General features: G+C 64.6%; 22 protein-coding genes. 16 read left to right on the forward strand and 6 right to left on the reverse strand.

Annotation, left to right across the window (positions count from 1 at the left end; translation table 11 throughout):
• Window positions 1-39: 39 nt before the first annotated feature.
• Entirely contained in the window at window positions 40-939 is a 900-nt protein-coding gene (locus RMO95_RS15140) for a dienelactone hydrolase family protein (RefSeq protein WP_310451477.1), read from the reverse strand.
• A gap of 150 nt (window positions 940-1,089) precedes the next feature.
• Between RMO95_RS15140 and RMO95_RS15145 the strand changes: the two genes are divergently transcribed.
• Window positions 1,090-1,674, forward strand: a complete 585-nt coding sequence (locus RMO95_RS15145; protein ID WP_310451478.1) for a peroxidase-related enzyme — start codon at window positions 1,090-1,092, stop codon at window positions 1,672-1,674.
• 37 nt (window positions 1,675-1,711) lie between these two features.
• Window positions 1,712-2,281, forward strand: coding sequence for an adenylyl-sulfate kinase (cysC, locus tag RMO95_RS15150; RefSeq protein ID WP_310451479.1), 570 nt, complete (start codon window positions 1,712-1,714; stop codon window positions 2,279-2,281).
• On the opposite strand, the gene RMO95_RS15155 is transcribed toward cysC, so the two are convergent.
• From RMO95_RS15155 to RMO95_RS15175, 5 genes are all read right to left on the reverse strand, one after another.
• Window positions 2,265-3,104: a sulfotransferase gene (locus RMO95_RS15155; protein WP_310451480.1), complete on the reverse strand. Its 840-nt coding sequence runs from the start codon at window positions 3,102-3,104 to the stop codon at window positions 2,265-2,267. The two genes, cysC and RMO95_RS15155, sit on opposite strands and share 17 nt — an antisense overlap.
• 53 nt (window positions 3,105-3,157) lie before the next feature.
• Entirely contained in the window at window positions 3,158-3,871 is a 714-nt protein-coding gene (locus RMO95_RS15160; RefSeq protein WP_310451481.1) for a FecR domain-containing protein, read from the reverse strand.
• Window positions 3,872-3,884: 13 nt separating this feature from the next.
• Window positions 3,885-10,502 carry a filamentous hemagglutinin N-terminal domain-containing protein gene (locus RMO95_RS15165; RefSeq protein WP_310451482.1) on the reverse strand — a complete coding sequence of 2,206 codons (6,618 nt, stop codon included), beginning with the start codon at window positions 10,500-10,502 and terminating at the stop codon, window positions 3,885-3,887.
• A 67-nt stretch (window positions 10,503-10,569) separates the two neighbouring features.
• The gene (locus RMO95_RS15170) at window positions 10,570-12,261 is read right to left on the reverse strand and encodes a ShlB/FhaC/HecB family hemolysin secretion/activation protein (RefSeq protein WP_310451483.1); all 1,692 of its coding nucleotides are present in this window, start codon (window positions 12,259-12,261) and stop codon (window positions 10,570-10,572) included.
• A gap of 186 nt (window positions 12,262-12,447) precedes the next feature.
• Window positions 12,448-13,446, reverse strand: coding sequence for a hypothetical protein (locus RMO95_RS15175; RefSeq protein WP_310451484.1), 999 nt, complete (start codon window positions 13,444-13,446; stop codon window positions 12,448-12,450).
• Between the two features lie 89 nt (window positions 13,447-13,535).
• Here RMO95_RS15175 and cutA point away from each other — a divergent pair, with 89 nt between their 5' ends.
• From cutA to hpf, 14 genes are all read left to right on the forward strand, one after another.
• Window positions 13,536-13,904: a divalent-cation tolerance protein CutA gene (gene cutA, locus RMO95_RS15180; RefSeq protein ID WP_310451485.1), complete on the forward strand. Its 369-nt coding sequence runs from the start codon at window positions 13,536-13,538 to the stop codon at window positions 13,902-13,904.
• Window positions 13,898-15,658, forward strand: coding sequence for a protein-disulfide reductase DsbD (gene dsbD, locus RMO95_RS15185; RefSeq protein WP_310451486.1), 1,761 nt, complete (start codon window positions 13,898-13,900; stop codon window positions 15,656-15,658). The genes cutA and dsbD overlap by 7 nt, the downstream gene beginning before the upstream one ends.
• Before the next feature lie 15 nt (window positions 15,659-15,673).
• Window positions 15,674-16,279: a riboflavin synthase gene (locus RMO95_RS15190; protein WP_310451487.1), complete on the forward strand. Its 606-nt coding sequence runs from the start codon at window positions 15,674-15,676 to the stop codon at window positions 16,277-16,279.
• A 33-nt stretch (window positions 16,280-16,312) separates the two neighbouring features.
• Window positions 16,313-17,419, forward strand: a complete 1,107-nt coding sequence (ribBA, locus tag RMO95_RS15195; protein ID WP_310451488.1) for a bifunctional 3,4-dihydroxy-2-butanone-4-phosphate synthase/GTP cyclohydrolase II — start codon at window positions 16,313-16,315, stop codon at window positions 17,417-17,419.
• Between the two features lie 2 nt (window positions 17,420-17,421).
• On the forward strand, window positions 17,422-17,886 hold the full coding sequence (gene ribH, locus RMO95_RS15200) for a 6,7-dimethyl-8-ribityllumazine synthase (RefSeq protein WP_310451546.1): 465 nt from the start codon (window positions 17,422-17,424) through the stop codon (window positions 17,884-17,886).
• Window positions 17,886-18,320 carry a transcription antitermination factor NusB gene (gene nusB / locus RMO95_RS15205; protein WP_310451489.1) on the forward strand — a complete coding sequence of 145 codons (435 nt, stop codon included), beginning with the start codon at window positions 17,886-17,888 and terminating at the stop codon, window positions 18,318-18,320. Before ribH ends, nusB begins: the two co-directional genes overlap by 1 nt.
• 83 nt (window positions 18,321-18,403) lie before the next feature.
• Window positions 18,404-19,405, forward strand: a complete 1,002-nt coding sequence (thiL, locus tag RMO95_RS15210; protein ID WP_310451490.1) for a thiamine-phosphate kinase — start codon at window positions 18,404-18,406, stop codon at window positions 19,403-19,405.
• Window positions 19,398-19,895, forward strand: coding sequence for a phosphatidylglycerophosphatase A (locus tag RMO95_RS15215; protein WP_310451491.1), 498 nt, complete (start codon window positions 19,398-19,400; stop codon window positions 19,893-19,895). The genes thiL and RMO95_RS15215 overlap by 8 nt, the downstream gene beginning before the upstream one ends.
• A complete protein-coding gene (locus RMO95_RS15220) occupies window positions 19,895-20,386 on the forward strand; it encodes a CinA family protein (protein WP_310451492.1) in 492 nt (163 codons plus the stop codon). Before RMO95_RS15215 ends, RMO95_RS15220 begins: the two co-directional genes overlap by 1 nt.
• Before the next feature lie 69 nt (window positions 20,387-20,455).
• Window positions 20,456-21,481: a recombinase RecA gene (gene recA / locus RMO95_RS15225; RefSeq protein WP_310451493.1), complete on the forward strand. Its 1,026-nt coding sequence runs from the start codon at window positions 20,456-20,458 to the stop codon at window positions 21,479-21,481.
• Window positions 21,482-21,560: 79 nt separating this feature from the next.
• The gene (locus RMO95_RS15230; RefSeq protein ID WP_310451494.1) at window positions 21,561-22,010 is read left to right on the forward strand and encodes a regulatory protein RecX; all 450 of its coding nucleotides are present in this window, start codon (window positions 21,561-21,563) and stop codon (window positions 22,008-22,010) included.
• A 65-nt stretch (window positions 22,011-22,075) separates the two neighbouring features.
• Window positions 22,076-22,819 (forward strand): LPS export ABC transporter ATP-binding protein, encoded by a 744-nt coding sequence (lptB, locus tag RMO95_RS15235; RefSeq protein ID WP_310451547.1) that lies wholly within the window; start codon window positions 22,076-22,078, stop codon window positions 22,817-22,819.
• On the forward strand, window positions 22,819-24,270 hold the full coding sequence (locus tag RMO95_RS15240) for an RNA polymerase factor sigma-54 (RefSeq protein ID WP_310451495.1): 1,452 nt from the start codon (window positions 22,819-22,821) through the stop codon (window positions 24,268-24,270). Before lptB ends, RMO95_RS15240 begins: the two co-directional genes overlap by 1 nt.
• 26 nt (window positions 24,271-24,296) lie before the next feature.
• Window positions 24,297-24,611: a ribosome hibernation-promoting factor, HPF/YfiA family gene (hpf, locus tag RMO95_RS15245; RefSeq protein ID WP_310451496.1), complete on the forward strand. Its 315-nt coding sequence runs from the start codon at window positions 24,297-24,299 to the stop codon at window positions 24,609-24,611.
• Window positions 24,612-24,669: the final 58 nt, after the last annotated feature.

Consider the following 24,669-nt stretch of genomic DNA (forward strand, 5'->3'; position numbering starts at 1 on the left):
GGGACGTATATGGCCGAGCGGTCGGAGGCAGGCTTGGGTTCACACGCCGTTCTTGCGCAGCCAGTCCAGCATGCGCTGCCAGCCGTCTTCCGCCACATCCTTGCGGTAGCTCGGCCGGTAGTCGGCATGGAAGGCATGCGGCGCATCGGGGTAGATATGAATCTGCGACTTGCTGCCGCCTTTCTTCAGCGCATCCCGCATCGATTCCACGTCGTCCAGCGGTATGCCCTGATCCTTGCCGCCATACAGGCCAAGCACCGGAGCCTTGATCTGCGCCGCCAGGTCCAGCGGATATTTCGGCGTGCGCTCGTTGATTTCGCCATCGAGGCGGCCATACCAGGCAACCGCCGCCGTGAGTCCGGGATTGTGCGCAGCGTAGAGCCAGGTGATGCGGCCACCCCAGCAGAAACCCGTGATCGCAAGGCGTGCCGTATTGCCGCCATTTTTTGACGCCCATGCCACGCAGGCGTCGAGGTCGGCCATCACGCCGGCATCGGGCGTCCTGGCGACGATGTTGGTAAGTATGTCGGGAATATTGGCGATCTTGCGCGGGTCGCCGTAGCGGGCGAAAAGCTCGGGGGCGATGGCCAGGTAGCCCCGTTTCGCCAGGCGCCGGCAAACATCGGCAATGTGCTCGTGTACGCCGAAGATTTCCGAAACGACCAAGATCACCGGAGCGTTTTTCGCCTCTGCCGGAGCGGCCCGGTAGGCGACCATCACGCCATCGCTGACCGGCACCTTGACCTCGCCTGCGGTGATTCCTTCGGTGCCTGTCTTGATCGGACTTTGCGCCGCAGTCGGCTGTACCGCCAGCGCAAAGCCGGCGCCGAGCGCGGTGACTATGAAGCCGCGGCGATTCAGGGGCTCAGCAGGCAACAGGCTGTCGAACTGCGATTGCTTGTCGGTATTCATGACCGTCTTCTGGCTGGACGTGTTCATGCAAGTCTCCTTGGCTTGTGTTGGGGAATCCATATCCTAGGATACCGTCCCCATCCTGGGGGATGGGGACATATCCCGGGATACCGTCCCCGTCCGAGGGGACGGGGACATAAAATACGCCGACATCAGAGTCATTTCAACGAGGACATCATGACCACGCCGCCGATCAGTCGCTACCCCATCCCGAAACTGGAAGACCTCCCGGACGACATCCGCGCCCGCATCCTCGAAGTGCAGGAGAAATCCGGCTTCATCCCCAACGTTTTTCTCGCCCTGGCGCATCGTCCCGCCGAGTGGCGCGCCTTTTTTGCCTACCACGACGCGCTGATGGAAAAGGACAGCGGCCTGTCCAAGGCCGAGCGCGAAATGATTGTGGTCGCCACCTCGAACGCCAACGGCTGCCAGTACTGCGTAGTCGCCCACGGCGCCATCGTGCGCATCCGCGCCAAGAACCCCCTGCTCGCCGATCAGGTCGCCGTGAATTATCGCAAGGCCGATCTCAGCCCGCGCCAGAAGGCCATGCTGGATTTCGCGATGAAGGTGGCGCTCGACTCGGCCGCCATCGGCGACGCCGATTACGACACGCTGCACCAGCACGGCTTCAATGACGAGGACATCTGGGACATCGGCGCCGTGGCGGCCTTCTTCGGTCTCAGCAACCGCATGGCCAACATGACCGGAATGCGGCCGAACGACGAGTTCTACCTGATGGGGCGGGTGCCGAAGCAGAAGTAAGCGCGACCACGACGCCGCGACTCGCGCCTGCCGGACCATGCCTTCCGTTCCGCCCACCGTACCGACGCCCTGCGTGGTCTGGCTGACCGGCCTCAGCGCCGCCGGCAAGACCTCGATCGCCGAAAGCCTGCGCGACACGCTGCAGGCGCGCGGCCTGCATTGCTACCTGCTTGACGGCGACTTGGTGCGGCGCGGCCTGAGCCGCGATCTCGGCTATACGGACGGAGACCGCCAGGAGCATATCCGTCGCGTCGGCGAAATCGCCCGGCTGTTTCTCGATGCCGGGCTGGTCGTGTTGGTCGCCCTGATCTCGCCCTTTCGTGCGGAACGCAAGGCGGTGCGCAGCCTGTTCGACGACGGGCAGTTCATCGAGGTCTTCGTCAGCACGCCGCTGGCGATCTGCGAACAGCGCGACCCCAAGGGCCTCTATCGGCGCGCCCGGGCGGGTCAGGTGCCGCTGTTTACCGGCATCGACTCACCCTATGAAGTACCGGAACAGCCGGAAGTGGTGCTGCCGGCGCACAAGATCGGTATCGACGACTGCGTCGCAAAGCTGGTCGACTTCCTGCAGCGCCGGGGCAACATTCCGCTCAGGGACGCACCATAAGCACGTTGCAGCGGCTGCTGGCGGTGTTGTACCAGAATGACAGCTTGGCATATTGCTCGAACAGGTCGGGCGGCAGGATGGTTTCGCGCGGCTCAAGGCTGACCTTCCGCCGCACCTTGTGCAGTCCGGCCAACCCCAGTCCTTCGTCATAGTCGGGCGTGTCGAACTGCAGGTTTTCGTAATCGTGGGGAAAGGCTTCCTCGCCGAGAAACTGGTAGATCAGCGGAATCACATGGGCGGGCCGCTGCACCAGCAGATCGTAGTCGACCACCAGCATGGCCCGGCCCTGCTCGCTGTAGTAGGCTTCCTTGAGACCCGAATAGGCCAGACCCACCAGGCGGTTGCGCTGGGCCAGGGTCTCGGTGCGGGTAAATACCGTGCTGCGCTCGGCATCGTTGCCGAACAACGCGGTATTCTCGTACGGGTTCTTGCGATACAGGCGCTCGATGCTGTCCATCACCCAGGCGACGTTGCGCACGCAGGCGATCACCCTGGCCTGCGGGAACAGGTCGAGCAAGGCCGGCAGACGCGCCGTCCATGACCGATTGGTGTCGAACACCACCTGTTTTTCGGCCGGCAGGTCGGCATAGTAGGACTCGAACAGCCCATGCAGCAGGCGGCGGCGCTGGGCGATGCTGACCTGAGCCGCCCATTCGCTACCGACGCTTACCTGGGCCACCAGTGATGAAAAGAATGCGGCCAAGGGGCTGCTGACCCCGGCATGAAAGCGCGGGTTCTGGCTCAGGATCGCCGACAGCAGCGTCGACCCGGAGCGGGGCAGGCCGGAGATGAAATGAAAACGCTGCACGCCGCTGAGCGTCAAGAGTTGGCGCTGGCGCTACGGTGCCGATTGCCGACCTGGGACGGCGCTTCGCGTCACATCTTGCATTCTTCGGTGCCGCCCTTGCCAATGCCCTTGCCGCTGCCCTTGTTCTGGGCGATCGAACTCGGCATGGTGACCTGTATGCCCTGCTGCGGCGGCACGATGGTCGGCGGAGTATTGGGATTGGGCACGAAGCCGAACTGGCCGGCGTTGATCTGTACCGTCCCGGCGGGATTGCTCAGCGTAATGGCGCCATTCGTCACGTCGACATGCAATCCGTTCGGGGGCGGAGTGCCCCCGGTGGTGGGTACTCCGCCGCAATCGTTCTGGCACAACAGGGCGCCGAAGTGGGTGCCGCGGATGCCGATGGTCGCCGTCTCGGTGGCGAACTTGACCTTTTCCCGGCTGCGCTTGCCGATCAAACCGGTCACGGCGCGCAAGCCGCCCTTGAACATGCTCATCACTATGTTGTCGGTTTCCGGTTTGGCGGCGTTATAGGCATAGTTCTCGATTTTCAACTGGGTGCCGGGACGCAGCACCACTTCTCCGCCGTCGACAAACTTCAGCCGGGCGTAGGTCTCGGCCTCGGTGCTCAGCGTGTCGCCTTCCGCCACATCGGACTTGACCGCGAGCAACTTGCTCGTGCCATCCGCGCGCTTGGCCGAAAGCGTACCCGATAGGTGCGTGATCTGGCCCACCATGGCCGCCTCGGCGGCAGGGATCCAGACCAGACCGAGGGCCAGCACGACTACTGCCGTGTGGATCATCGCGCGTTCTGGCCTAGGTGCATTGAGCGACTTTTTTCTGGGCTGGCTTTTCATCTTTCTTCTCTTCCTTGGCTTCGTCCGACTTCTTGTCCTTCTTGTCCTTCTCGTCTTTCTCGTCCTTCTTCTCGTCCTTGCTGCCCTCGTCCTTCGCCGACGAAGTGGTGGTCCCTTCGTCCTTCTTCGTCTCGGCCGGCGGCTGATCGCCGGTCGTGCCCGTGCCGCCGGAATCGCCGCCGAAACTGCCTTCCGTGCCACCCGTGGTCGCGTTAGGATCGAGCAGCGGTTGGGTTGGGTCGGTCTTGGGAAGTTCGGGCGAAGCCAACGCGGTCTCGATCGGTGTCTCCTTGGGCTCGGGCTTGCAAAGATCGGGGTTGGCGACGCAGGGGTCGGTCGGCGTCAGCACCGGCCTCAGTGTCAGCTCCAGCCCGTTGCCCGGCGTTGCCGGCGTGACGACGCCATTGACGACCACGAACAGCCCACTGCCCGGCGAGCCGTCGGTCACCACGCCGCTGCTATCGCGGTTCGGGAAGTCGAGATGTATGGTGGTCGGCATGCCCGCCAGCACATGTCCGCCGCTGCTCATCGACAGCAGCGAGGTTGTGCCGCGCTGTGTCAGCCGAACGTCATTGCCGGCGTGGATATAGGCGCCGCCGCCGAGCAGGATGTCGCCGGTGACGAAGCCGATGATGTCGACGGGGGCGAACAGGGCGCCGCCATAGGCATTGATGCCGCCGAGATTGAATTCCAGATTGCCGCCGGTAGCGGCGACGCCGCCGTACAGGCTCAGCGTGCCCGTGCCTTCCGTCGCGCCGCGCAGCAGCACGTTGGCGCCGGTCAGCCGGGTCGTGCCGGCGCCGATGTTGATCACCGAACCGATCGCTATCGCGTCATTCACCGCATGGGCGGCACCGCTCAGGAGATTGACGGTCGGCGCTCCCAGGACGATGCTGTCGGCGTTGACCATGTTATTGACGTTGACTACACCGCCCGCGACAAGGCCGAGCGCCCCGCTGGCGGACAGCGAGCCGTCGATGTTCAGCTCGTTGCCGGCCGAGAGCGTCACGCTGCTGCCCGACAGGGCACCGCCGCCCAGGTAGTTGAGGTTGCCCGACAGTGCAGAGACATTGATCGCACCGGCCCCGCCGTAGGTGGAAAACGAGCGGGAGGAATCCAGCGTGAGGTCGCTGCCGCTGTGGGTGAACGTGACCGCGCTGTTGGCAGTCGCACCGTCGTTGATATTGATGAAGGCGGGCTCGACGCTGCCTGTATTGGCAATCTCGATGCCGCCGCTGCTGCTGTTGAAAATATTCGCGTAAATGGAAGCAGCGCCCTGCGTATTGGCGCGAATCGCCCCGGTCGCCTGGATATCCACGCTGCTGCCTTCAGTGGCGAGCCCCGCTATGCTGACGTGCTTGTCGGCGAATGCCTGACTGCTATCGCCGGGGTAGTCGTAACCGGCGTTGATAGTGACCGGTGCGCCGGCATCGACAATGGTCGCGCCCAACAGGTCGACATTGCCGGCGGCGTAGGCGTAGAGGCTGGTGACGCCGGTGACGTGCAACAGGCCGCCAGCCTCCTGGCGGATGTTGCCCAGGCTGTCGCCGGTCGTTCCGCGGTTGGCGACGATTTCGACGTGACTGCCATAGACCACACTGCCGGCGCCGAAGCCAACGTCGCCGCCGTAGGCGCTTTGATAGTTGGGATAGCCAGGGCTAAAGCCATTGTCATTGTCCAAGCCGGCGTAGATGTACAGGGAACCCGGCGTCTCGACGCGGCCTTGCAGACCGATGTTGCCGTCGGCGTAGAGGCCGATCGTGCCGTTACTGGCCAAAGACCCGCCATTCTGGACGATGTGGCCATTGCCGGCCGTGCCGGAACCACCGGAGTATGCAAAGAGGTCGACGAAGCTGCCAAAATAAAGATTGCCGCCCAGATTGATGTTGCCACCATAGGGCGTGCCCGTGACGTCGGCGAAACCGGAGCGGATCGAACCGCTGCCGCCGTAGGCGGTGGTGCTGCCATTGAGGGTGACGTTGCCGCCGCCTTCGATGGCGATGTTGCCAGAGGCACTGGAGATGCTGCCTGCCGACTGCAGGATGTTGCCGTTCGCGCCGCTGCTGTCTCCGGCTTCGGCCGCCAGCCAAACGCCATACTGTGCCGCGAGCGTACCGCTGATCGTCAGGTTGCCGCCGTTGGCGGACGGGCCGCTGTAGCCGTAATACCCGCCCAACTGGTAACCGGCGCGTACCGTCAGTTGCCCGGAACTGGCGCTGACCACGCCGGCGAGATCGATCGATCCGCCACCAATGATTTCGGTATTGCCGCCGAGGATGGCGCTGCCGGCGTACTGGGTGATATTGCCGTTGGTACCGCTCATGTAACCGACATTGGCGACGATATTGACACTGCCCGAACCGGCATCGATGTTGCCGCCCAGGATCACGTTGCCGCCGTTGGACGTCGCTTCGCCGTCGCCATAGGCCGAGGCGCCGGCGCTGATGCCAATGCTGTTCGGCGACGCCAGGACCACGCTGCCATTGAGCGTGACGTTGCCGCCGCCCATGATATAGATGCCGCCGTTGCCGGAGGAAATACTGCTGCCGGCGCTCTGCGTGATGTTGCCATTGGCTCCGCTGCCGTAGCCGGACTCGGCCGCCAGCTTCACGTCGCCATACCCGGAAAGCGTGCCGCCAATCGCAAGGTTGCCGCCATAGGGCGTCGGGCTGCCGGAGCCATAGCCGAACGGCCCCATTGCCCCGACACTGGCGGTCTGGTAACCGGCATGCACCATCAATTCGCCTACTGTCGCCGCCACACTCCCGTCGAGACTCACCGTGCCGCCGCCGGCGATGCTGACGCTGCCGGCGAGGATGCTGCTGCCCACAGCCTGGGTGACCTGACCATTACCGAGGGACTGGTAGCCGACCGCAGCCGCGATTTCGACGCTGCCGCCAAGCGCCTCCAGCATGCCGCCGATGACCACATTGCCGCCTGTAAGCGTGGAAATGCCGCTGCCTGAATCCTGGTAGCTGCCGGCGGAAAGCTGGATGCCGCCCGTGCTTGCTTGCATCTGGCCGTTCATGGTCAGATCGCCGGCCGAGGCGAAGGCGATGCTCGGCGCCGTCAGGATGCTGGTGCTGCCGAAGACGAGGTTGCCGCCATACGTCGAAGGCGAGGTCGAGTAACCGATCTGGCCGCCATAGGCAAAACCGGCGAGACCTGAAATTGTGCCCGTGGTGGCCGTCACGCTGCCATTGAAGCTGGCTGTGCCTTCGGCAGTGAAACCGACGTCGCCGCCGTAGATGATGCCGCCGAGGTTCTGCGTGATGTTGCCGTTGGTTGCCGCCGACTGACGCGCGCTGAGCGCCACCTGGCCACCGGCCTTGATGCGGCTGCTGGCGGCCAGCAGGAGATTGCCGCCGCCGTATTCGCCGGCGCGGATCGTGACATTCGAAACACCGCTCGGGGTTTTCACGCCAACCAGGGCGCCGTAACCCGTCGCGCTGCCGATGGCGATGTCGCCGTCCGCCAGCAGCGTGACATTGGTCGCGCTGGCGCTGTCGGCCAGGCTGCCTATCCTGACGCCGCGCGTTGCGCTGTCGGTGGCGGTCAGATTGCCCCCGGCCGCGATCGAAACCGACGCGCCATAACTCGCGGAGTCGCTGCCGATGCCGACATGGCTGCCGTCGGCGATGATGCTGACATTGCCGGCGGTGGCGATGGTCACGGAGGCCGGGCCGTCGATCGAGCCGATCAGGATGGGTGCGGCACTGCCGCTGCCGGCCTTGACGTAGAGGTTGCCTCCGATATTCAGGTTGATTGCACCGCCGGCCTTGTTGCCGATATAGGTGGCCGCGGCGAAGGGATCGCCGGCGCTGCTGCTGCCGCCGTACATGCTCAGGTCGCCGGTGGTGGTAATGAACAGGCCGTTGCCGCTGTCGCTGCCGAAGCCGGCGCCGCCATATTGGGCGTTGCCGCCATTGATGGTGATCGTTCCGGCATGGACGGTTTGCGTGCCACTTCCGTCGTTGTTGATGCCTGCGTCATTGGAGAGCTGGAAAGTGTCGCCGCCATAGCTGACGGCGCTGCCGCCACCACTGCCGCCCGTCAGGGTGATGTTCGGATTGCCGAAGATCAACTGCGTCGTCGCCGAGCCTCGATTGCTGATGTCGGCCGAGTTCTGCCTGCCGGCGCTGCCGCCGGTGATGCTGATCGCACCGCCAGAGATGAAGCCCAGCGTCTGGGCGCCGATGCCGTTCTGGATATGGGCGTCGTTGCTGCTGCCGCGGCAAAGGTCGCCGGCGCCGCTCGCATCGCAGTCCGAACCATAGTAGCCGAGCACGCCGGTGCCGCTGCCGGCTTGCAGGATTACCGAGGCGCCGCCGTAGAGCGTCAGGGTCTGGTCGCCGGAACCGGTATACACATCGCCGCCGTAAGTGGACTGTCCATGCTGAATCCGCGCCGCATTGCTGTAGCTGCCCTGTCCACCATAGACGGTCGCACTGGCGTCGCCGCCGCCCCTGACGTCGAGCCCGCCGCCGTAGATGGTAATCGACTGGTTGCCGGTTGCCTGGATCTCCGCGGAATTGTCGTGTCCGGACGCGCCGGCGTAGACCTTGACGGCGCCGGCCGAAATGTCCTGGATGCCGCCGGACTGGATCGCCACCGAGGCGCCGTACATCGTGCTGCCGGACTGGGTCGTGTTGTTGGCGCTGCCCGCCTGCAGCAGGATCTGGTTGCCGACCTTGATTGTCTGGCTGGTATCGCCGCGCAGCATGACGCCGGGACCCTCGGTACCGGAAATGTTGCCGCTGCCGCCGAGCAGGTTCAGATCATGCCCCGCACTGACGAACATGTTACCGAACGACTGCACCCAGGTACCAAAAGTACCGCTGCTGCCCAACGAGATGTCGTTGCCGGCATGAAGATCGACGTAGGACGACGCATGAATCATCGAGCCGTTGATGGCGATATTGCCGGTGCCGGCGATCACGTCGGAACCGTAATAAGTGGTGGCGCCATTCCAGCCGGCCAGGGCCCTGAAGCCGCCGCCGAGATTGACGTTGCTGCCGGTAATCGTGATGTTGCCCGTCGCGCCCGCGCCGCCATAGGCGGCCAGGGTCAGGCTGCTGGCGCCATACACCGAGGCGCCGGTCATGGTGATATCGCCGAGACCGCCGGAGCCGCCGTCGGTCCGTATCGTGACGTCGGTGGTGCCGAGCGCGGCGCTGATATCCTCGGCCCAGATCACGCTGTTGCTCGTCGGCCCAAAGGGCGCCGATCCGCTGGTGGGCGTGCCGCCATATTGCAGGATGCTCACGTCGACCGGATCGAGCAACCAGTTGCCGGTCTGGCCATTCGGCGCGCGGGTATCCACCCGGGCGCCGGCGATATCCAGATATTGATGGCCCGAAGTCTCGACCAAGCCGCCGTCGCCGCCCAGCGCACCGCCCCTCGCGGAAATATTGCCGTAGGCGCGTGTCGTGTCGTCGGCCCAGACGATCACCGTGCCGCCAGCGCCAACTTCCGTGGCATCGGCCGTGAGCCTCGCAGCGGGACCGAAGTAACTGGTGCTGGCGTTCTGTATCTCGGGGTTCTTGCCCTGATAGTCGCCGCCGATCAGGATCCTGCCGCCGCCCGTGGCGCCGCTGGCATCGATTTCGGCGTTATCCGTCACGGTAACGTTATTGCCGAGGACTTCCACGCTGCCGCCCTTGGTTCCCGTGGTGACGATGCGGCCGTTGCCATCGACGTAGGCATCCTGGCTAGCCTTGAGGAAAATGCGTCCGCCTTCGCTGACCACGCTGGAGGCATTGAGCGTGCCGCTGTTCCTCACGATGACGCCGGCGATGCCGATGCGTCCTGCCTCGGCGGTGATCGCGCCGAGATTGGTGGCGTTACCTGCGGCGCCGGTGATGTCGACCTTGACTCCCGGCGTGGCGCTGTCGATCAGGCTGACGGTGGCGCCGGCGGCAAGGATGGTTTCGCCACCCGGCGTGGTGATGATGCCTTCGTTGCTGACGTTGCTGCCGATCAGGTAGACGCTGCCGCCGGCCGGCGTCCTGATTTCGCCCTGGTTGATGACGTTCTGCGCGCTGCCGTCATTGACGAACAGATGGCGGCCTGCAAGGAAGTCTTCCATGCGGACGGTTAAGGTCGTTGCGACAAATCGCGCGACGTCGATCTGGCCGCTGGGGCCAACAAAGATTCCGCTGTGATTCACCAGGTAAACACCGCCGTTGGACGAGAGTGATCCGTAAATAACGGAAGGACTATTTTCCAAAACGCGGAACAACACGTCTGCAGATACTGTGGGCTGAGTGATGTTGACTCTATAGCCTGCAGCGATGTTGAAATAGGCGACATCGGCGGCAGATCTGTTGGCCGAGGTAAGGATGTCGAGGCTTTTGGCACCAGCGACAATATTTTTGGGGTCGATGCCGACAAGATTGGTGAACCCGGTCGGCAAGTTGGTTGCTGGTACCGGCGGCGCCGCCAACAAAGGTGCCGAAATGAAGCATGCGGCCACGACCGCAACGCCAAGGCGAACTGTCGTGGACAATCGGGGGCGCTTGGGGGACGGACTCCTGTAGCTCATGTTGCAAACTCCAAGGGCGGAACAGCCGCCCATTCACTTTTCGCTTATAGCCCTAAAGCCATGTACAAGCCAGGGCGTAATTCACACTTGGAGGCCCTGTTCAGAACCCGTAGGCAATACCGAAATGGCCGCGGATGTCGCCCTCCAGCGCGATACTGGGTGCGCCGTTCGGCCAGACCCCGTCCATGACCCGCGCAATGTCCAAGCGGGCGCTTACGTCCTTGTTGATGTTGTAGCGCAGTCCGACCCCCAGCGAGGCGATATTGACCTGCTGGTTGACCGATGGGTTGAGGTTGGAACCTTGGGCAAAATCATAAAAGACCAGCCACTTGAGGTTTCCCGGCACGCCCAGTCTTGCCGCGATATCCGGCGAGTAGGCCTCGATGTTGGCGAAATAGCCCCGATCGACGGCAACGGCGCGCTCGAGGAAGCCGCGCACCGCAGTCGAGCCCGCCACGCCCAGCCGCTCGCCGGCGGGCAGCGCATTGTTCGCGTGCTGGCCGCTTGCCGCGATGCGCAGCAGCCAGTCGCCGGTCAGTGCCGTGGTATAGCTGCCGCCAAAGCGCAAGGCGGTGAATTCATCCTTGGTCTGGTAGCCCGACGCCGCAGAGTAACGGTCATTGCCGCCCGGTGCGGCGGCATAGTCAAACCGGCTGCCCATCGGGAACAGGTGATGCACCAGGCCGACGTTGAAGTCGATGGCCTCGCCCGGCTTTTGCCACTGGCCGCTGTAGGTGGCGGAGACCGGACGGAAGGTATGCGGCGTGCAGCCGGCGAGGCCAAACGGCGTCGGATTGCCGTTGATGGCGCAGCGGCTGTTCAGGTACTTGTAGTCGAGTCCCAGCACCAGTTTCGAAGTGAATTCGCCGGCGCGCGGGAAAATATGGTTGTAGCGGAAACCGAACACCTCGCCCTTGCCGTTGATCCCCAGGCCGGTGCCGAGAGTCGGTGAAGTGGACGGTGTATCGGTGCTGGAATTGCCGTAGATGAAGTCGATGCTGTCGCCCAGCGCATACAGGGGCAGACGGTAGCCGATACTGAAGATATCGACCTTGACGCCGTTGCCGTCTTGCCAGGGCAGGACCCGGTTGCCGAGTATCTTCATGCCGCCAGGAGGATCGAGCGCCGTGGTGTAGGCCAGCGTCAATACCTGGTCGCTGTTGCCGAGATTCGCATTCTGGTAGGCGACGCCGAGCCTGTGCTTGCCGCTGGCCTTGGTGCCGGTGTTGTCCAGCGTCAGATAGAGCCGGTCCGGGTCTTCCTCCTTGACCTCGACCCTTGCATTGACCTTGCCTTCTTCCTCGCTGACGCCCAGCGTCACTTCAACCTGTTTGGCCGGATTCTCGTTGCTGAGCTGGACGTTTTCGGAAAGCTTGCGCATGTTGGGCGCGACGCCTTCCTTCAGGTCGGGCACGCCGGCGCGGACATTGGCGTCGTTGAAATACTTGTTGCCGGTGATGGTGACCTTGCCGATCACGCCTTCGCTGACCTGCAGGCGAACTACGCCGGTGGTGAGTTCCTGCTCGGGCACATAGACCTGCACGGTGCCGTAGCCAAGGCGGCGAAATTCGTCTTCGAGTGCCTCCAGCGCTTTTTGCACATCGCCATAGTTTCGGCGCTGACCGACAAAGGGTGCGACCAGTTCCTGCGCCCGTTGCGCCGGCAGGATCGAATTTCCTTCGATCTGGAAGCGCACGATATCGAAACTGGCATCCTGCCCAATCGCGTGATTCAGCGCACCGGCCGCCAGGATAAGGACGGCAGCCAAAACCCTGGCTATCGCTTTCTTCATTGGGTAATCCTCAGGAAAATCATTGCCATTTATTCTGACTGCGCAAGCTGCTCCCGACTACCGTGGAACGCTAACAGAAGGCCAGTCTATCAGCAACTAAAACACCGCGCCCTGCCTTGGATACGGCAGGGCGTTGCTTGCGCGCCACGTCGGTCGGTGCGCGGCGCGTGTTGTCTGCGGCCGCAGTCAGCGCTGTCGATCACGCGGGATGACTCGAGGCTCATGCAGCGGCGGGTTGCCGAGCCGGGTGTCGAGACGCAGGTGCAAAGCATCCGGCTCTTGCGCGAGTGGTCGCTGGGCGACGCCGGGAGCCTTGCCCAGCCACAGCCCGCAGGCGAAGCCAATCGCCAGGGCCAGCGCTGTGCCGGCAAGCAGGCGCTGCGCAAATCGCGGGGCCCGGTGGGGTGAGTCCGCGCCGCCCTGTGCCGCGACAAGCGGTGGCGGCTTCGATGTTGTCGCAGGGTCCGCGGCGACCTGTCGATGGCTGGCTGCAGCGGCGAGCGCCTCGGCTTCCGCCCGTGCGCGTTCCGCAAGCGCCGCCTGGGCCTTGCACTCGGCGTCGAGACGCGCGGCGGCGGCACGCTCTGCCGCGGCTTCCTGCTCGGCGCGGCGACGAGCTTCCTGAATCGCCCGCTCTTCCGCGGCCATGCGCGACAAGGCGGCGGCTTCGGCCGCCTGCTCGGCGCGCAATTGCTCCGCCGCGCGTTCGGCGGCGAGTCGATCGGCGGCCGCGCGATTAGCGGCCGCCCGCGCGAGATTTTCTTCCGCTGCGGCGCGCGCGGCGGCGGCGGCGGCCAGCTGCGCGGTGGCGCCTTGCTTCGATTGCGCCGCGGCGAGTGCCTGCTGTTCCGCCTCGATACGCTGCTGCAGCGCGGCTGCGGCGCGGCGTTCGGCCTGCGCTTGCTCGGCGGCTGCGGCTTCGGCGGCAGCTTCGGCGACGGCGCGATCGCGTGCGGACTGTGCCGCACGTTCTTCCGCCTGCTGGCGTTGCTGGGCGGCGGCAATGGTTGCGGCAGATTGCAGGCGGCGCGATTCGGCGGCAACACGAGCGCGCTCGTCGTCGCCCTGGACCGGCGCCGCAGCCGGTTCGACCGATGTCGCAGCGGTGTGCGGGGCCGCGCTCTTGGCAGCGAGTTGCCGGCGCTTGCGCTCGGCTTCCATCAATCCAGTCAGCAGCTTGCTCAAATTTGGCTCCGGGTTCCGGACAGTCTGAGAGTCGCCCGGGTGAGGCAGCCTACCCCAGAGCCGGCACCGGCCGAAGGTAGAATAGGCCAATGGAAACAGCGCAAACTCGCGGCCAAGCCCTGCTCATCCTGACCAACCTGCCCGACCAGGCCAGCGCCCAGGCGATGGCGGAGTCGCTGGTGGCTGATCGTCTGGCGGCCTGCGTGAACATACTCGCGCCCTGCCGTTCGGTGTATCGCTGGCAGGGCCGGATCGAAGACGCGCCTGAAATCCCGCTGCTGATCAAGACCACGGCGGCGCGCTATGCGGCGCTGGAGGCTGCGATCCGCGCCGGCCACCCTTATGAACTTCCCGAGATCATCGCGGTCCCAATCGCGCACGGCCTGCCCGAGTATCTGAACTGGGTCGCCAGCGAAACCCTTGATGAACACCCGGACGGAAAACTCTCCACATGCTGATGCGCCTGTTGTTCCTGCTGTTGCTCGCCTTCACCGGCCTGACCCACGCCGAAGAACCCCTGCCGCCCGAGCAGGCCTACCGTTTCTCGGCGCGCATGGTCGACGCCAAGACCATCGAAGCCCGCTGGCAGATCACCGACCAGTATTACATGTACCGCGACAAGTTCAAGTTCGCGCTGGACGGCGGCAAGCTCGGGCCCCCCGTCTTTCCGCCCGGCAAGATGAAGGACGACGAGATCTTCGGCAAGGTCGAGGTCTACCGCAAGGAAGTGAAGATCCTGCTGCCGGTCGAGGCCAGCGGGCCGGTGACCCTGAAGGCCGTCTCGCAGGGCTGCTGGGACGGCGGCATCTGCTATCCGCCGATCACCCAGGAGGCCAAGCTGGACCTGGCCGCCGCCGGCAGCGCCGTGGCGCCAGCGCCAACTTCCGGTGCGGCCGACGCCGCCGTGGCGGGCGACGAAACTTCGAAAATCGCCGGCCTGTTCAAGGGCGACAATCTGGCCCTGATCCTCCTCAGCTTCTTCGGCTTCGGCCTGCTGCTGTCGCTGACGCCCTGCGTGTTCCCGATGATTCCGATCCTGTCCGGCATCATTGTCAATCACGGCCATGCGGTGACGCATCTGCGCGCCTTCGTGCTTTCGCTGGCCTATGTGCTGGGCATGGCCGTGACCTATGCGGCGATCGGCGTTGCCGCCGGTTTGTCCGGCACCCTGCTCTCGGCCGCGCTGCAGAACGCCTGGGTGCTCGGCGGCTTCGCACTGGTGTTCGTGGTGCTCTCGCTTTCCATGTTCGGCTTCTACGAGCTGCAGTTGCCCGCCGCGCTGCAAAGCCGGGTCTCGAACACGGCCAATCGCCAGGGCGGCTCGCTGCCCGCCATCGCGCTGATGGGCGCCTTGTCGGCCTTGATCGTCGGCCCCTGCGTCGCCGCGCCGCTGGCCGGCGCCTTGCTGTACATCGCGCAAACAGGCGATGCCGCGCTGGGCGGCACGGCACTGTTCGTCATGTCGCTCGGCATGGGAGCGCCGCTGCTGCTGGTGGGCGCCTTCTCGCGTTCGCTGCTGCCGAAATCCGGACCCTGGATGGATGGCGTCACGAAGTTTTTCGGCGTCGTCATGCTGGCAACCGCGCTGTGGCTGGTTTCGCCGGTCATTCCGCTGTGGCTGCAAATGCTCGGCTGGGCGCTGCTGCTGATGATTCCTGCGATCTACCTGCATGCGCTGGATCCCTTGCCGCCGCAGGCCCACGGCTGGCAACGCCTGGGCAAGGGCCTCGGCGTGGTGCTGTTGTTAAGTGGCGCGGCGATGCTGATGGGGGTGCTGGGCGGCGCCCGGGACCCGTTGCAGCCGCTGGGTTTCCTGCGCGGCGGCGGCGTCGCCGCCGAGGCGCCAGCGCCAACTTTCGAGCGCGTCGCCTCGGTGGAACGGCTCGACGCCCGGCTCGCCGAGGCGAAGGCCGCCGGCAGGCCGGTGATGCTGGACTTCTACGCCGACTGGTGCGTCAGCTGCAAGGAAATGGAACGCTTCACCTTCGCCGAGCCCAAGGTCGCCGCGCGCCTGAAACAGTTCCTGCTGCTGCAGGCCGACGTCACCGCCAACAGTCCGGACGATGCGGCGCTGCTCAAACGCTTCGGCCTGTTCGGCCCGCCCGGCATCATTTTCTTCGACGCCGGCGGCCGCGAACTGGTCGATCTGCGCATCATCGGTTTCCAGTCCGCGGAGAAATTTCTGCCCACCCTCGAGCGCGTCCTGCGCTAACTTTCAGGAGCTTCCATGTTTACCGGCATCATCGCCGCCGTAGGAAAAATCAGCCACGCCCAGCCGCTGGAACAAGGCCTGCGGCTTACCATCGAAGCGCCCGGCCTCAAGCTCGCCGATGTCGCCATCGGCGACTCCATCGCCCACGGCGGCGTCTGCCTGACCGTGATCGCGAAGAAGAAGACCAGCTACCAGATCGACGTCTCGCGCGAGACGCTCGATTGCACCGTCGGTCTCGACACCGTGGGCGGCGAGGTCAATCTGGAAAAGGCCATGCGCCTGTCCGACTTCATCGGCGGTCACCTGGTCTCGGGCCATGTCGACGGCGTCGGCGACGTGGAGAAGTTCGAGCCCGTCGGCGAATCGCACGAACTGGTGATCAAGGCACCGAAGGCTCTGGCGAAATATATCGCGCGCAAGGGTTCGATCACCGTCGACGGCGTCTCGCTCACCACCAACCGCGTGGGTGGCAAAGGCGGCCGCCGCTTCTCGATCAACCTGATTCCGCACACCATCGCGGTGACGACCCTCAAGCGCTTGCACGCGGGCGCCAAGGTCAATCTCGAAATAGACCTGATCGCGCGCTACGTCGAGCGCATGCTGACGGCCGGCGCAGCGTAAAATACGCGCCTTCTCAAGTTTGGTACTTCAGTCATGAGCATCAGCCCTGTTCTCGATATCGTCGCCGAGATGCGCGCCGGCCGCATGGTCATCCTGGTCGATGAAGAAGACCGCGAAAACGAAGGCGACCTGGTGCTCGCCGCCGAGCATGTGACGCCCGAGGCGATCAATTTCATGGCCAAGCATGGCCGCGGCCTGATCTGCCTGACGCTGACCGAAGCCCGCTGCCACCAGCTCGACCTGCCGCTGATGGTGCGCGACAACAAGGCCCAGCACGGCACCGCCTTCACCATGTCGATCGAGGCCGCCGAAGGCGTCACCACCGGCATCTCCGCCCATGACCGCTCGCGCACGGTGCAGGTTGCCGTGGCGAAGAACGCGACGCCGGCCGACATCGTCCAGCCCGGCCACATCTTCCCGCTGATGGCGCAAAACGGCGGCGTGCTGGTGCGCGCCGGCCACACCGAAGCCGGCTGCGACCTGGCCCAGCTGGCCGGCCTGCAGCCGGCCGCGGTGATCTGCGAAATCCTCAAGGACGACGGCACCATGGCGCGGCTGCCCGACCTGCTCGAATTCGCGCGCGAGCACGGCCTCAAGATCGGCACCATCCGCGACCTGATCCACTACCGCTCGGAAACCGAAAAGCTCATCGAATGCGTCGCCGACAAGCAGGTCGAATGCGCGCAAGGCAGCTTCCGTCTGCGCGCCTTCGCCGACCGCAGTTGCGGCGACGTGCATCTGGCCATGTCCTGCGGCGAGATCAAGGCGGAAGACGAGACCCTGGTGCGCGTGCATGAAGCCGTCTGCGTGCTGGACTTCCTCGACAACGGCAGCCGCGGCCACACCTACAGCGTCGACTTCGCCCTGCGCAAGATCGCCGCCGAAGGGCAAGGCGTGCTGGTGCTGCTGCATCGGGCGGAAACCGGCAATGCCTTGCTGGCGGCGCTCAAGAGCGAGCGCACGGAAAAGCCGGCCTATACCTGGGACCCGCGCATCTATGGCATCGGCGCGCAGATCCTGCGCGAAGTCGGCGTCGGCAAAATGCGCCTGATGGCCAGCCCGCGCAAGATGCCGAGCATGGCCGGCTTCGGCCTCGAAATCACCGGCTACTTCGATCCGGCAGGGGAAAAAACGGCATGACTATTCGCGAATTCGAACCCAATCTGGCAGGCCGCGGTCTGCGCGTCGGCGTGGTGCAAAGCCGCTTCAACGAGGACGTCGGCGCCGGCCTGCGCTCGGGCTGCCTGGCTGAATTGACGCGCCTCGGCGTGGCCGACAGCGACATCACCTTCACCACGGTGCCCGGTGCGCTGGAACTGCCGCTGACGCTGCAGACCATGGCGCAAAGCGGCTGCTTCGATGCGCTGGTGGCGCTGGGCGCCGTGATTCGCGGCGAGACCTATCATTTCGAGATCGTCTCCAACGAGTCGGCGCGCGGCATCACCGACGTGCAATTGAATACCGGCATCCCGATCGCCAACGCGGTGCTGACCACCGAGAACGACGACCAGGCCCTGGTGCGCATGGTGCAAAAGGGCACCGAAGCGGCACAGGCCGCCATCGAGATGGCCAATCTGACAAAAGCGCTGCTGAAGGCGAATAAATAGTGAGCAGCGGTAAGTCGCCGCGGCGTCGCGCCCGGGAATTCGCCATCCAGGGCCTCTACCAGTGGCAGGTGGGTGGCCAGGATGAGGCGGCAATCCAGGTCCAGGCCGAAGGCGTGGCCGGTTTCGACAAGGCCGACAACGCGCTCTACGCGAGGCTGCTGACCGAAGCGCGGCAGCATGCCGAGGCTCTCAAGCTGGACCTCGCACCGCATATCGACCGGCTCTGGGAGGAAGTTTCGCCCATCGAGCGCTGCATCCTGCTGCTGGGCGCCTGCGAACTCAAGCTCCACCCCGAAACGCCCTACCGCGTGATCATCAACGAAGCCATCGAACTGGCCAAGACCTTCGGCGGCACCGACGGCCACAAGTTCGTGAACGGCGTGCTGGACAAACTGGCCGCGGTGCTGCGACCGGACGAACCAAGAACCCGTTAGCCACAGAGAACACAGAGGGCACAGAGAAAACCCCCTTGCTTCTTCTCCGTGATCTCTGTGTCCTCTGTGGCAAAAAGGTTTTCATGCCTTCCGAATTCGCTCTGATCGACCAATACTTCAAGCGGCCCACCAGCCACACTCTGCTCGGCGTGGGCGACGACGGTGCGCTGATCGCGCCGACCCCGGGCCAGGAACTGGTCGTCTCCACCGACCTGCTGGTCGAAGGCACGCATTTCCTGGCCGACACCGATGCCGAAGCGCTCGGCTGGAAATGCCTTGCCGTGAATGTCTCGGACCTTGCCGCAATGGGCGCGCAACCACGCTGGGCGCTGCTCGCCGCCGTGTTGCCGGCCCGCGAAGCGGAATCCCCGGCATGCAAAGCTCCGGCGCCAACTCACGAATGGATCGAGGCCTTCGCGCGCGGCTTCTTCGCCTGCGCCCAGGACTACGGCATCGACCTGATCGGCGGCGACACCACGCGCGGGCCGCGTGCCTTCTGCGTCACGATACTTGGCGAAGCCCCCGCGGGGCAGGCCTTGCGCCGCAGCGGCGCCAAGGCCGGCGATTCGATCTGGGTTTCCGGCCGGCCCGGACGCGCCGCGCTGGGTCTGGCCCACCTGCAGGGACGTACCACGCTGACCGAACCGCAGCTCACGGATTGCCTCGCCGCATTGCACCGCCCGCAGCCGCGGGTCGCGCTCGGGCTGGCGCTGCGCGGTTTGGCGACAGCGGCGATCGACGTGTCGGACGGCCTGCTGGCCGATCTCGGGCATATCCTCGAGCAGTCGGCCCTCGCCGCGCGGCTGCAGATTCCGAACCTGCCTGCGGCCGGCCTGGAACGCGACTGCCTGCTGTCCGGCGGCGACGACTACGAATTGCTGTTCACCGCGCCGGCAGCGTCCGACGAGCGCGTCGCAGAACTGGCGGGCAAGCTCGAACTGCCGTTGACCCGCATCGGCGAGATCGTCGCCGGTGCGCCCGGCGAACTCGTGCTGAATGACGACGACGGCAGCGACATCACCCCCGCCAGGCGCGGCTACGATCACTTTGCCCCCCAGCCGGTACCCCGGGACAGCAATGGCTAAACTGCCTCCGCCCCCGCTCAAGTTCCTCTTCCACCATCCGGCGCATTTCATCGCCTGCGGCATGGGCAGCGGGCTGTCGCGTTTCGCGCCGGGGACGGCCGGCACGGCCTTCGCATGGCTGACCTATCCCTTCCTGCGCGGCTATCTGGAAAGCGACCTGGGGCTGGCGATCTTCCTGCTGCTGGCCTTTGCCGTCGGCGTCGCGGCCTGCCAGATCACCGGCCGCGCACTCGGCGTGGTCGATCACGGCGCCATCGTCTGGGACGAGATCGTGCCCTTCTGGGCGGTGCTGATGCTGACGCCGCCCGAACTGCTCTGGCAGCTCGCGGCCTTCCTGTGGTTCCGTTTCTACGACATCGTCAAGCCGGAACCGGCCCGGTTCTTCGACACGCGGGTGAAGAACGGCTTCGGCGTGATGATGGACGACGTCATCGCCGCCGGCTACACGGTGCTGACCATCGCGGTATTCAAGGCCTTCTTGCCCTTCTGATGGATTCCGAGCTCCTTGCCCTGTCTGCATCGGTGGGTGCGGCGTGTCGCCAGCACCAACTCTTGCTGGCGACCGCCGAATCCTGCACCGGAGGCTGGGCCGCCCAAGTGATCACTCACACAGCCGGCAGTTCGGAATGGTTCGAGCGCGGTTTCGTGACCTATTCCAACCCGGCCAAGGTCGACATGCTCGGTGTGCGCCAGGAAACCCTGGACCGCCATGGCGCGGTGAGTCCGGAAACCGCGGCGGAAATGGCCGCCGGTGCACTGAAAAACTCCAAGGCTATGATTTCATTGGCAATCACAGGAATCGCCGGGCCCACGGGTGGCTCACCTGGTAAGCCAGTGGGCACCGTATGCTTTGCCTGGTGTCGGGTCGGCGAAACGGCTGTTGCGGAGACCGCGGTTTTTGGCGGCGACCGCGAAGCGGTGCGCCGTCAGGCGGTGCTTCACGCCCTGCGCGGCCTGCTGGTCCGACTCGATGCCGCATAAGAAACCGGGAGAGCGCAAAAACTGTGCCATCCATGCCATAATCGAATCAACTTTTGAAGGACGCATTTAATGGACGAGAACAAGAACAAGGCCCTGCAGGCCGCCCTGGCCCAGATCGAAAAGCAGTTCGGCAAGGGCTCCATCATGAAAATGGGCGAAGGCCTGGCCATCGACGACATCCAGACGGTTTCCACCGGCTCGCTCGGGCTGGATATCGCCTTGGGCATAGGCGGCCTGCCGCGCGGACGGGTGGTCGAGATTTACGGTCCGGAGTCTTCCGGCAAAACCACGCTGTGCCTGCACATCGTGGCCGAGATTCAAAAAGCCGGCGGCGTGGCCGCCTACATCGACGCCGAAAACGCGCTCGACCCCGGCTATGCGGCCAAACTCGGGGTGAATGTGCCCGACCTGCTGATCTCGCAGCCCGACACCGGCGAACAAGGCCTCGAAATCACCGACATGCTGGTGCGCTCGGGCGGCGTCGATTGCATCGTGATCGACTCCGTGGCGGCGCTGACGCCGCGCGCCGAAATCGAAGGCGAAATGGGCGACCAGTTGCCCGGCCTGCAGGCGCGACTGATGAGCCAGGCCCTGCGCAAGCTGACTGCCAACATCAAGCGCACCAACACGCTGGTCATCTTCATCAACCAGATCCGCATGAAGATCGGCGTCATGTTCGGCAACCCCGAAACCACCACTGGCGGCAACGCGCTGAAGTTCTACGCTTCGGTGCGCATGGACATCCGCCGCACCGGTGCGATCAAGAAGGGCGACGAGGTGATCGGCAACGAAACCAAGGTCAAAGTGGTCAAGAACAAGGTCGCCCCGCCTTTCCGCGAGGCGCATTTCGACATCCTCTACGGGGAAGGCATTTCGCGCCAGGGCGAGATCGTCGAACTTGGCGTCGAGCACAAGATCGTCGAGAAATCCGGCGCCTGGTACGCCTACAAGGGCGAGAAGATCGGCCAGGGCAAGGACAACGCGCGCGAGTTCCTGCGCGAGCATGCCGAAATCGCCGTGGAAATCGAAAACCGGGTGCGCGAGGCCGTCGGCGTCGCGGCGCTGGGCACCCCCGAAGCAGTGAAAGGCAGCTAGGCGCGGTACTTGACCGAGTATCCGCCGAGGGCAAGCATCTTGTCGAACCGCTCTTGCCGCGCCTGTCGCGGTCGCCACCATGTCGAATGAATTGCGCCAGCAGGCGATCAGGCTGCTGGCCCGGCGCGAGCATACCCGCGCCGAACTGGCGCGCAAGCTGGCAGGGCTGGGCACGCCGGAGGAGATCGCCGCGGTACTGGCTGACATGGAGTCCTCGCAACTGCAGTCCGACAGCCGTACGGCCGAAAGCTATTTGCGCAGCAATGCCGCGCGGCTTGGCACCTCGCGCCTGCGCCATCAGCTCAAGACCCGCGGCGTGGCGCCCGAGATGATCGACGAACAACTGGCGCAGGCCGACCTGCCCGACGAGATCGAACGCGCGCGTGCCGCCTGGAGCCGCAAGTTTTCCGCCGCGCCGACCAACCCCAAGGAATGGGCGCGCCAGGCGCGCTTCCTGCAAAGCCGGGGCTTTGCCGGCGACGTCGTCCGTCGTTTGCTCAAGCAGCCGCTGGAGGCCGAAGGCGAATGAAGTTCGACGCCGCCGACCAGATCCCTCTCGGCTATGACAGCGAAGCTGTGCCGCCGCCTGTCGTAATGACTCCGGTCGCCACGCTCTCGGCCCACAATCTGCGCAAGAAGTACAAGTCGCAGACCGTGGTGACCGACGTCTCCTTCGAAGTCGCCGCCGGCGAAGTGGTGGGCCTGCTCGGGCCCAACGGCGCCGGCAAGACCACCTGCTTCTACATGATCGTCGGCCTGGTCGCCGCCGATGGCGGCGAGATTCGCATCGAAAGCGGGGAAGAGAAACTGCGCCTGACCCACATGCCGATCCACCAGCGCGCCAGACTGGGCCTGTCCTACCTGCCGCAGGAAAATTCGGTGTTTCGCAAACTCACGGTGTCGGAAAACGTGCGCGCCGTGCTGGAACTGCAGGATCTCGACGATGCCGCAATCGACGAGCGCGAAGAAACCCTGCTGCAGGAACTGCACATCACCCACATCCGCAAGAATCTGGCGGCCTCGCTCTCTGGCGGCGAGCGCCGCCGCGTCGAGATTGCCCGCGCGCTGGCGACCAGCCCGCGTTTCATCCTGCTCGACGAACCCTTTGCCGGCGTCGACCCGATCGCCGTGATCGACATCCAGAAGATCATCCGCTATCTCAAGGAAAGCGGCATCGGCGTATTGATCACCGACCATAACGTGCGCGAAACCCTGGGCATTTGCGATCGCGCCACCATCATCAACGCCGGCGAAGTGCTTGCCGCTGGACAGCCGGCCGAGATAGTCGATAATGAAAGTGTGCGTCGGGTTTATCTCGGCGAGCACTTCAGAATGTGATGAAACAAGGACTCCAGCTCAGGCTATCGCAGCACTTGGCACTGACGCCGCAGTTGCAGCAGTCGATCCGGCTGTTGCAGTTGTCGACTCTGGAGTTGAATGCCGAGATCGACCAGGCCTTGCAGGAAAATCCCCTGCTGGAACGCGACGATCCCGGCGAGCCGGCTGCATTCAGCCTCGGTGCCACAGGCGATGGGCTGGCGACGCCGCAAACCGTGACGCCGACCGAAAGCGACGAACGCCAGGAACCGCGGGGCGGCGACGATGAAGGCTGGGGCATGGACTTTTCCGGCAGCCATGGCCAGCGCGATCCCAACGACGACGATCTCGACAGCGGCGAATCCCAGGCCAGTTCAAGCTCCTTGCGCGAGCATCTGGCGACCCAGGTGGCGATGACCCAGTTGCCCGACCGCGAGCGGGCACTGGTCGGCTTCCTGATCGAAGCCCTGAACGACGACGGCTACCTGACCCAGCCGCTGGACGAGTTGATCGATCTGCTGGTCGCCGACGACGACGAAGTGCGCGAAGCCCTGCTGGAGGAACTCGGCATCGCCCTGCGCCATCTGCAGAACCTCGATCCGCCGGGCATCGGCGCGCGCAGCGCGCAGGAATGCCTGTCGCTGCAACTGAAATTCCTGCCGGAATCGGCCTCGCGCCAATTGGCGCTGGCCATAGTCGACAAGCACCTCGAGCATCTGGCCGCGCGCGATTTCGCACGCATCAAGAAATCCCTGGGCTGCGACGACGACGAGCTGCGCGCGGCGCAAACCCTGATCCGCTCCCTCAATCCACGTCCCGGCGCGCAATACGCGCCGATCGATACGCGCTACGTGGTGCCGGACGTGGCGGTGAAAAAACTGCACGACCGCTGGGTCGTCAGCCTCAACCGCGAGGCCATGCCGCGCCTGCGCATCAACCGGCTCTACGCCGACATCCTGCAGCGCCACCGCGGCGGCAACGCGTCCTCGACCGGACTGGCCAGCCAGTTGCAGGAAGCCAAGTGGCTGATCAAGAACGTGCAGCAGCGCTTCGACACCATCCTGCGGGTGTCGCAAGCCATCGTCGACCGCCAGCGGGCCTTCTTCGACCACGGCGAAGTCGCGATGCGGCCGCTGACCCTGCGCGAGATCGCGGAAACCGTCAGCCTTCACGAATCGACCATTTCGCGCGTGACGACCCAGAAATACCTGGCGAGTCCGCGCGGCATCTACGAACTCAAATACTTTTTTGGCAGCCACGTCGCCACCGATACCGGCGGCGCGGCCTCCTCAACCGCAATTCGGGCGCTGATCAAGCAATTGGTCGGCGCCGAGGACGGCAAGAAGCCGCTCTCGGACGCCCGTCTTGCGGAAATCCTCGGCGAGCAGGGCATCGTCGTGGCGCGTCGCACCGTAGCGAAGTACCGCGAACTGCTCAATATCCCGCCGGTCAACCTCAGAAAAGTTCTCTGAGAAAATACGTCTGACAAGGAGACATCATGAATCTCAACATTACCGGCCACCACATCGAAGTCACTCCGGCCATTCGCGAATACGTCACGGGCAAACTCGATCGAGTACTGCGGCATTTTGATCAGGTGACCAGTTCGCACGTCATCCTGTCGGTTGAAAAGCTGCAGCAAAAAGCGGAAGTCACCCTGCACGTCAAAGGCAAGGACATCTTCGCCGATGCCATCGACGCCGATCTTTACGCTGCCATCGACCTGGTGGCCGACAAGCTCGACCGCCAGGTGGTCAAGCACAAGGAAAAGGTCTCCGACCACACCCACGACAAGCGCCCGCAGGTCGAATAGGCCCGTAGCGGCAAGTTGGGCGAACCGGCCGCGGCAGCGTGTTATGTCCCGGTGCGCT

It is taken from the genome of Sulfuritalea sp. (assembly GCF_031426875.1).
Classification (GTDB): Bacteria; Pseudomonadota; Gammaproteobacteria; order Burkholderiales; family Rhodocyclaceae; genus Sulfuritalea.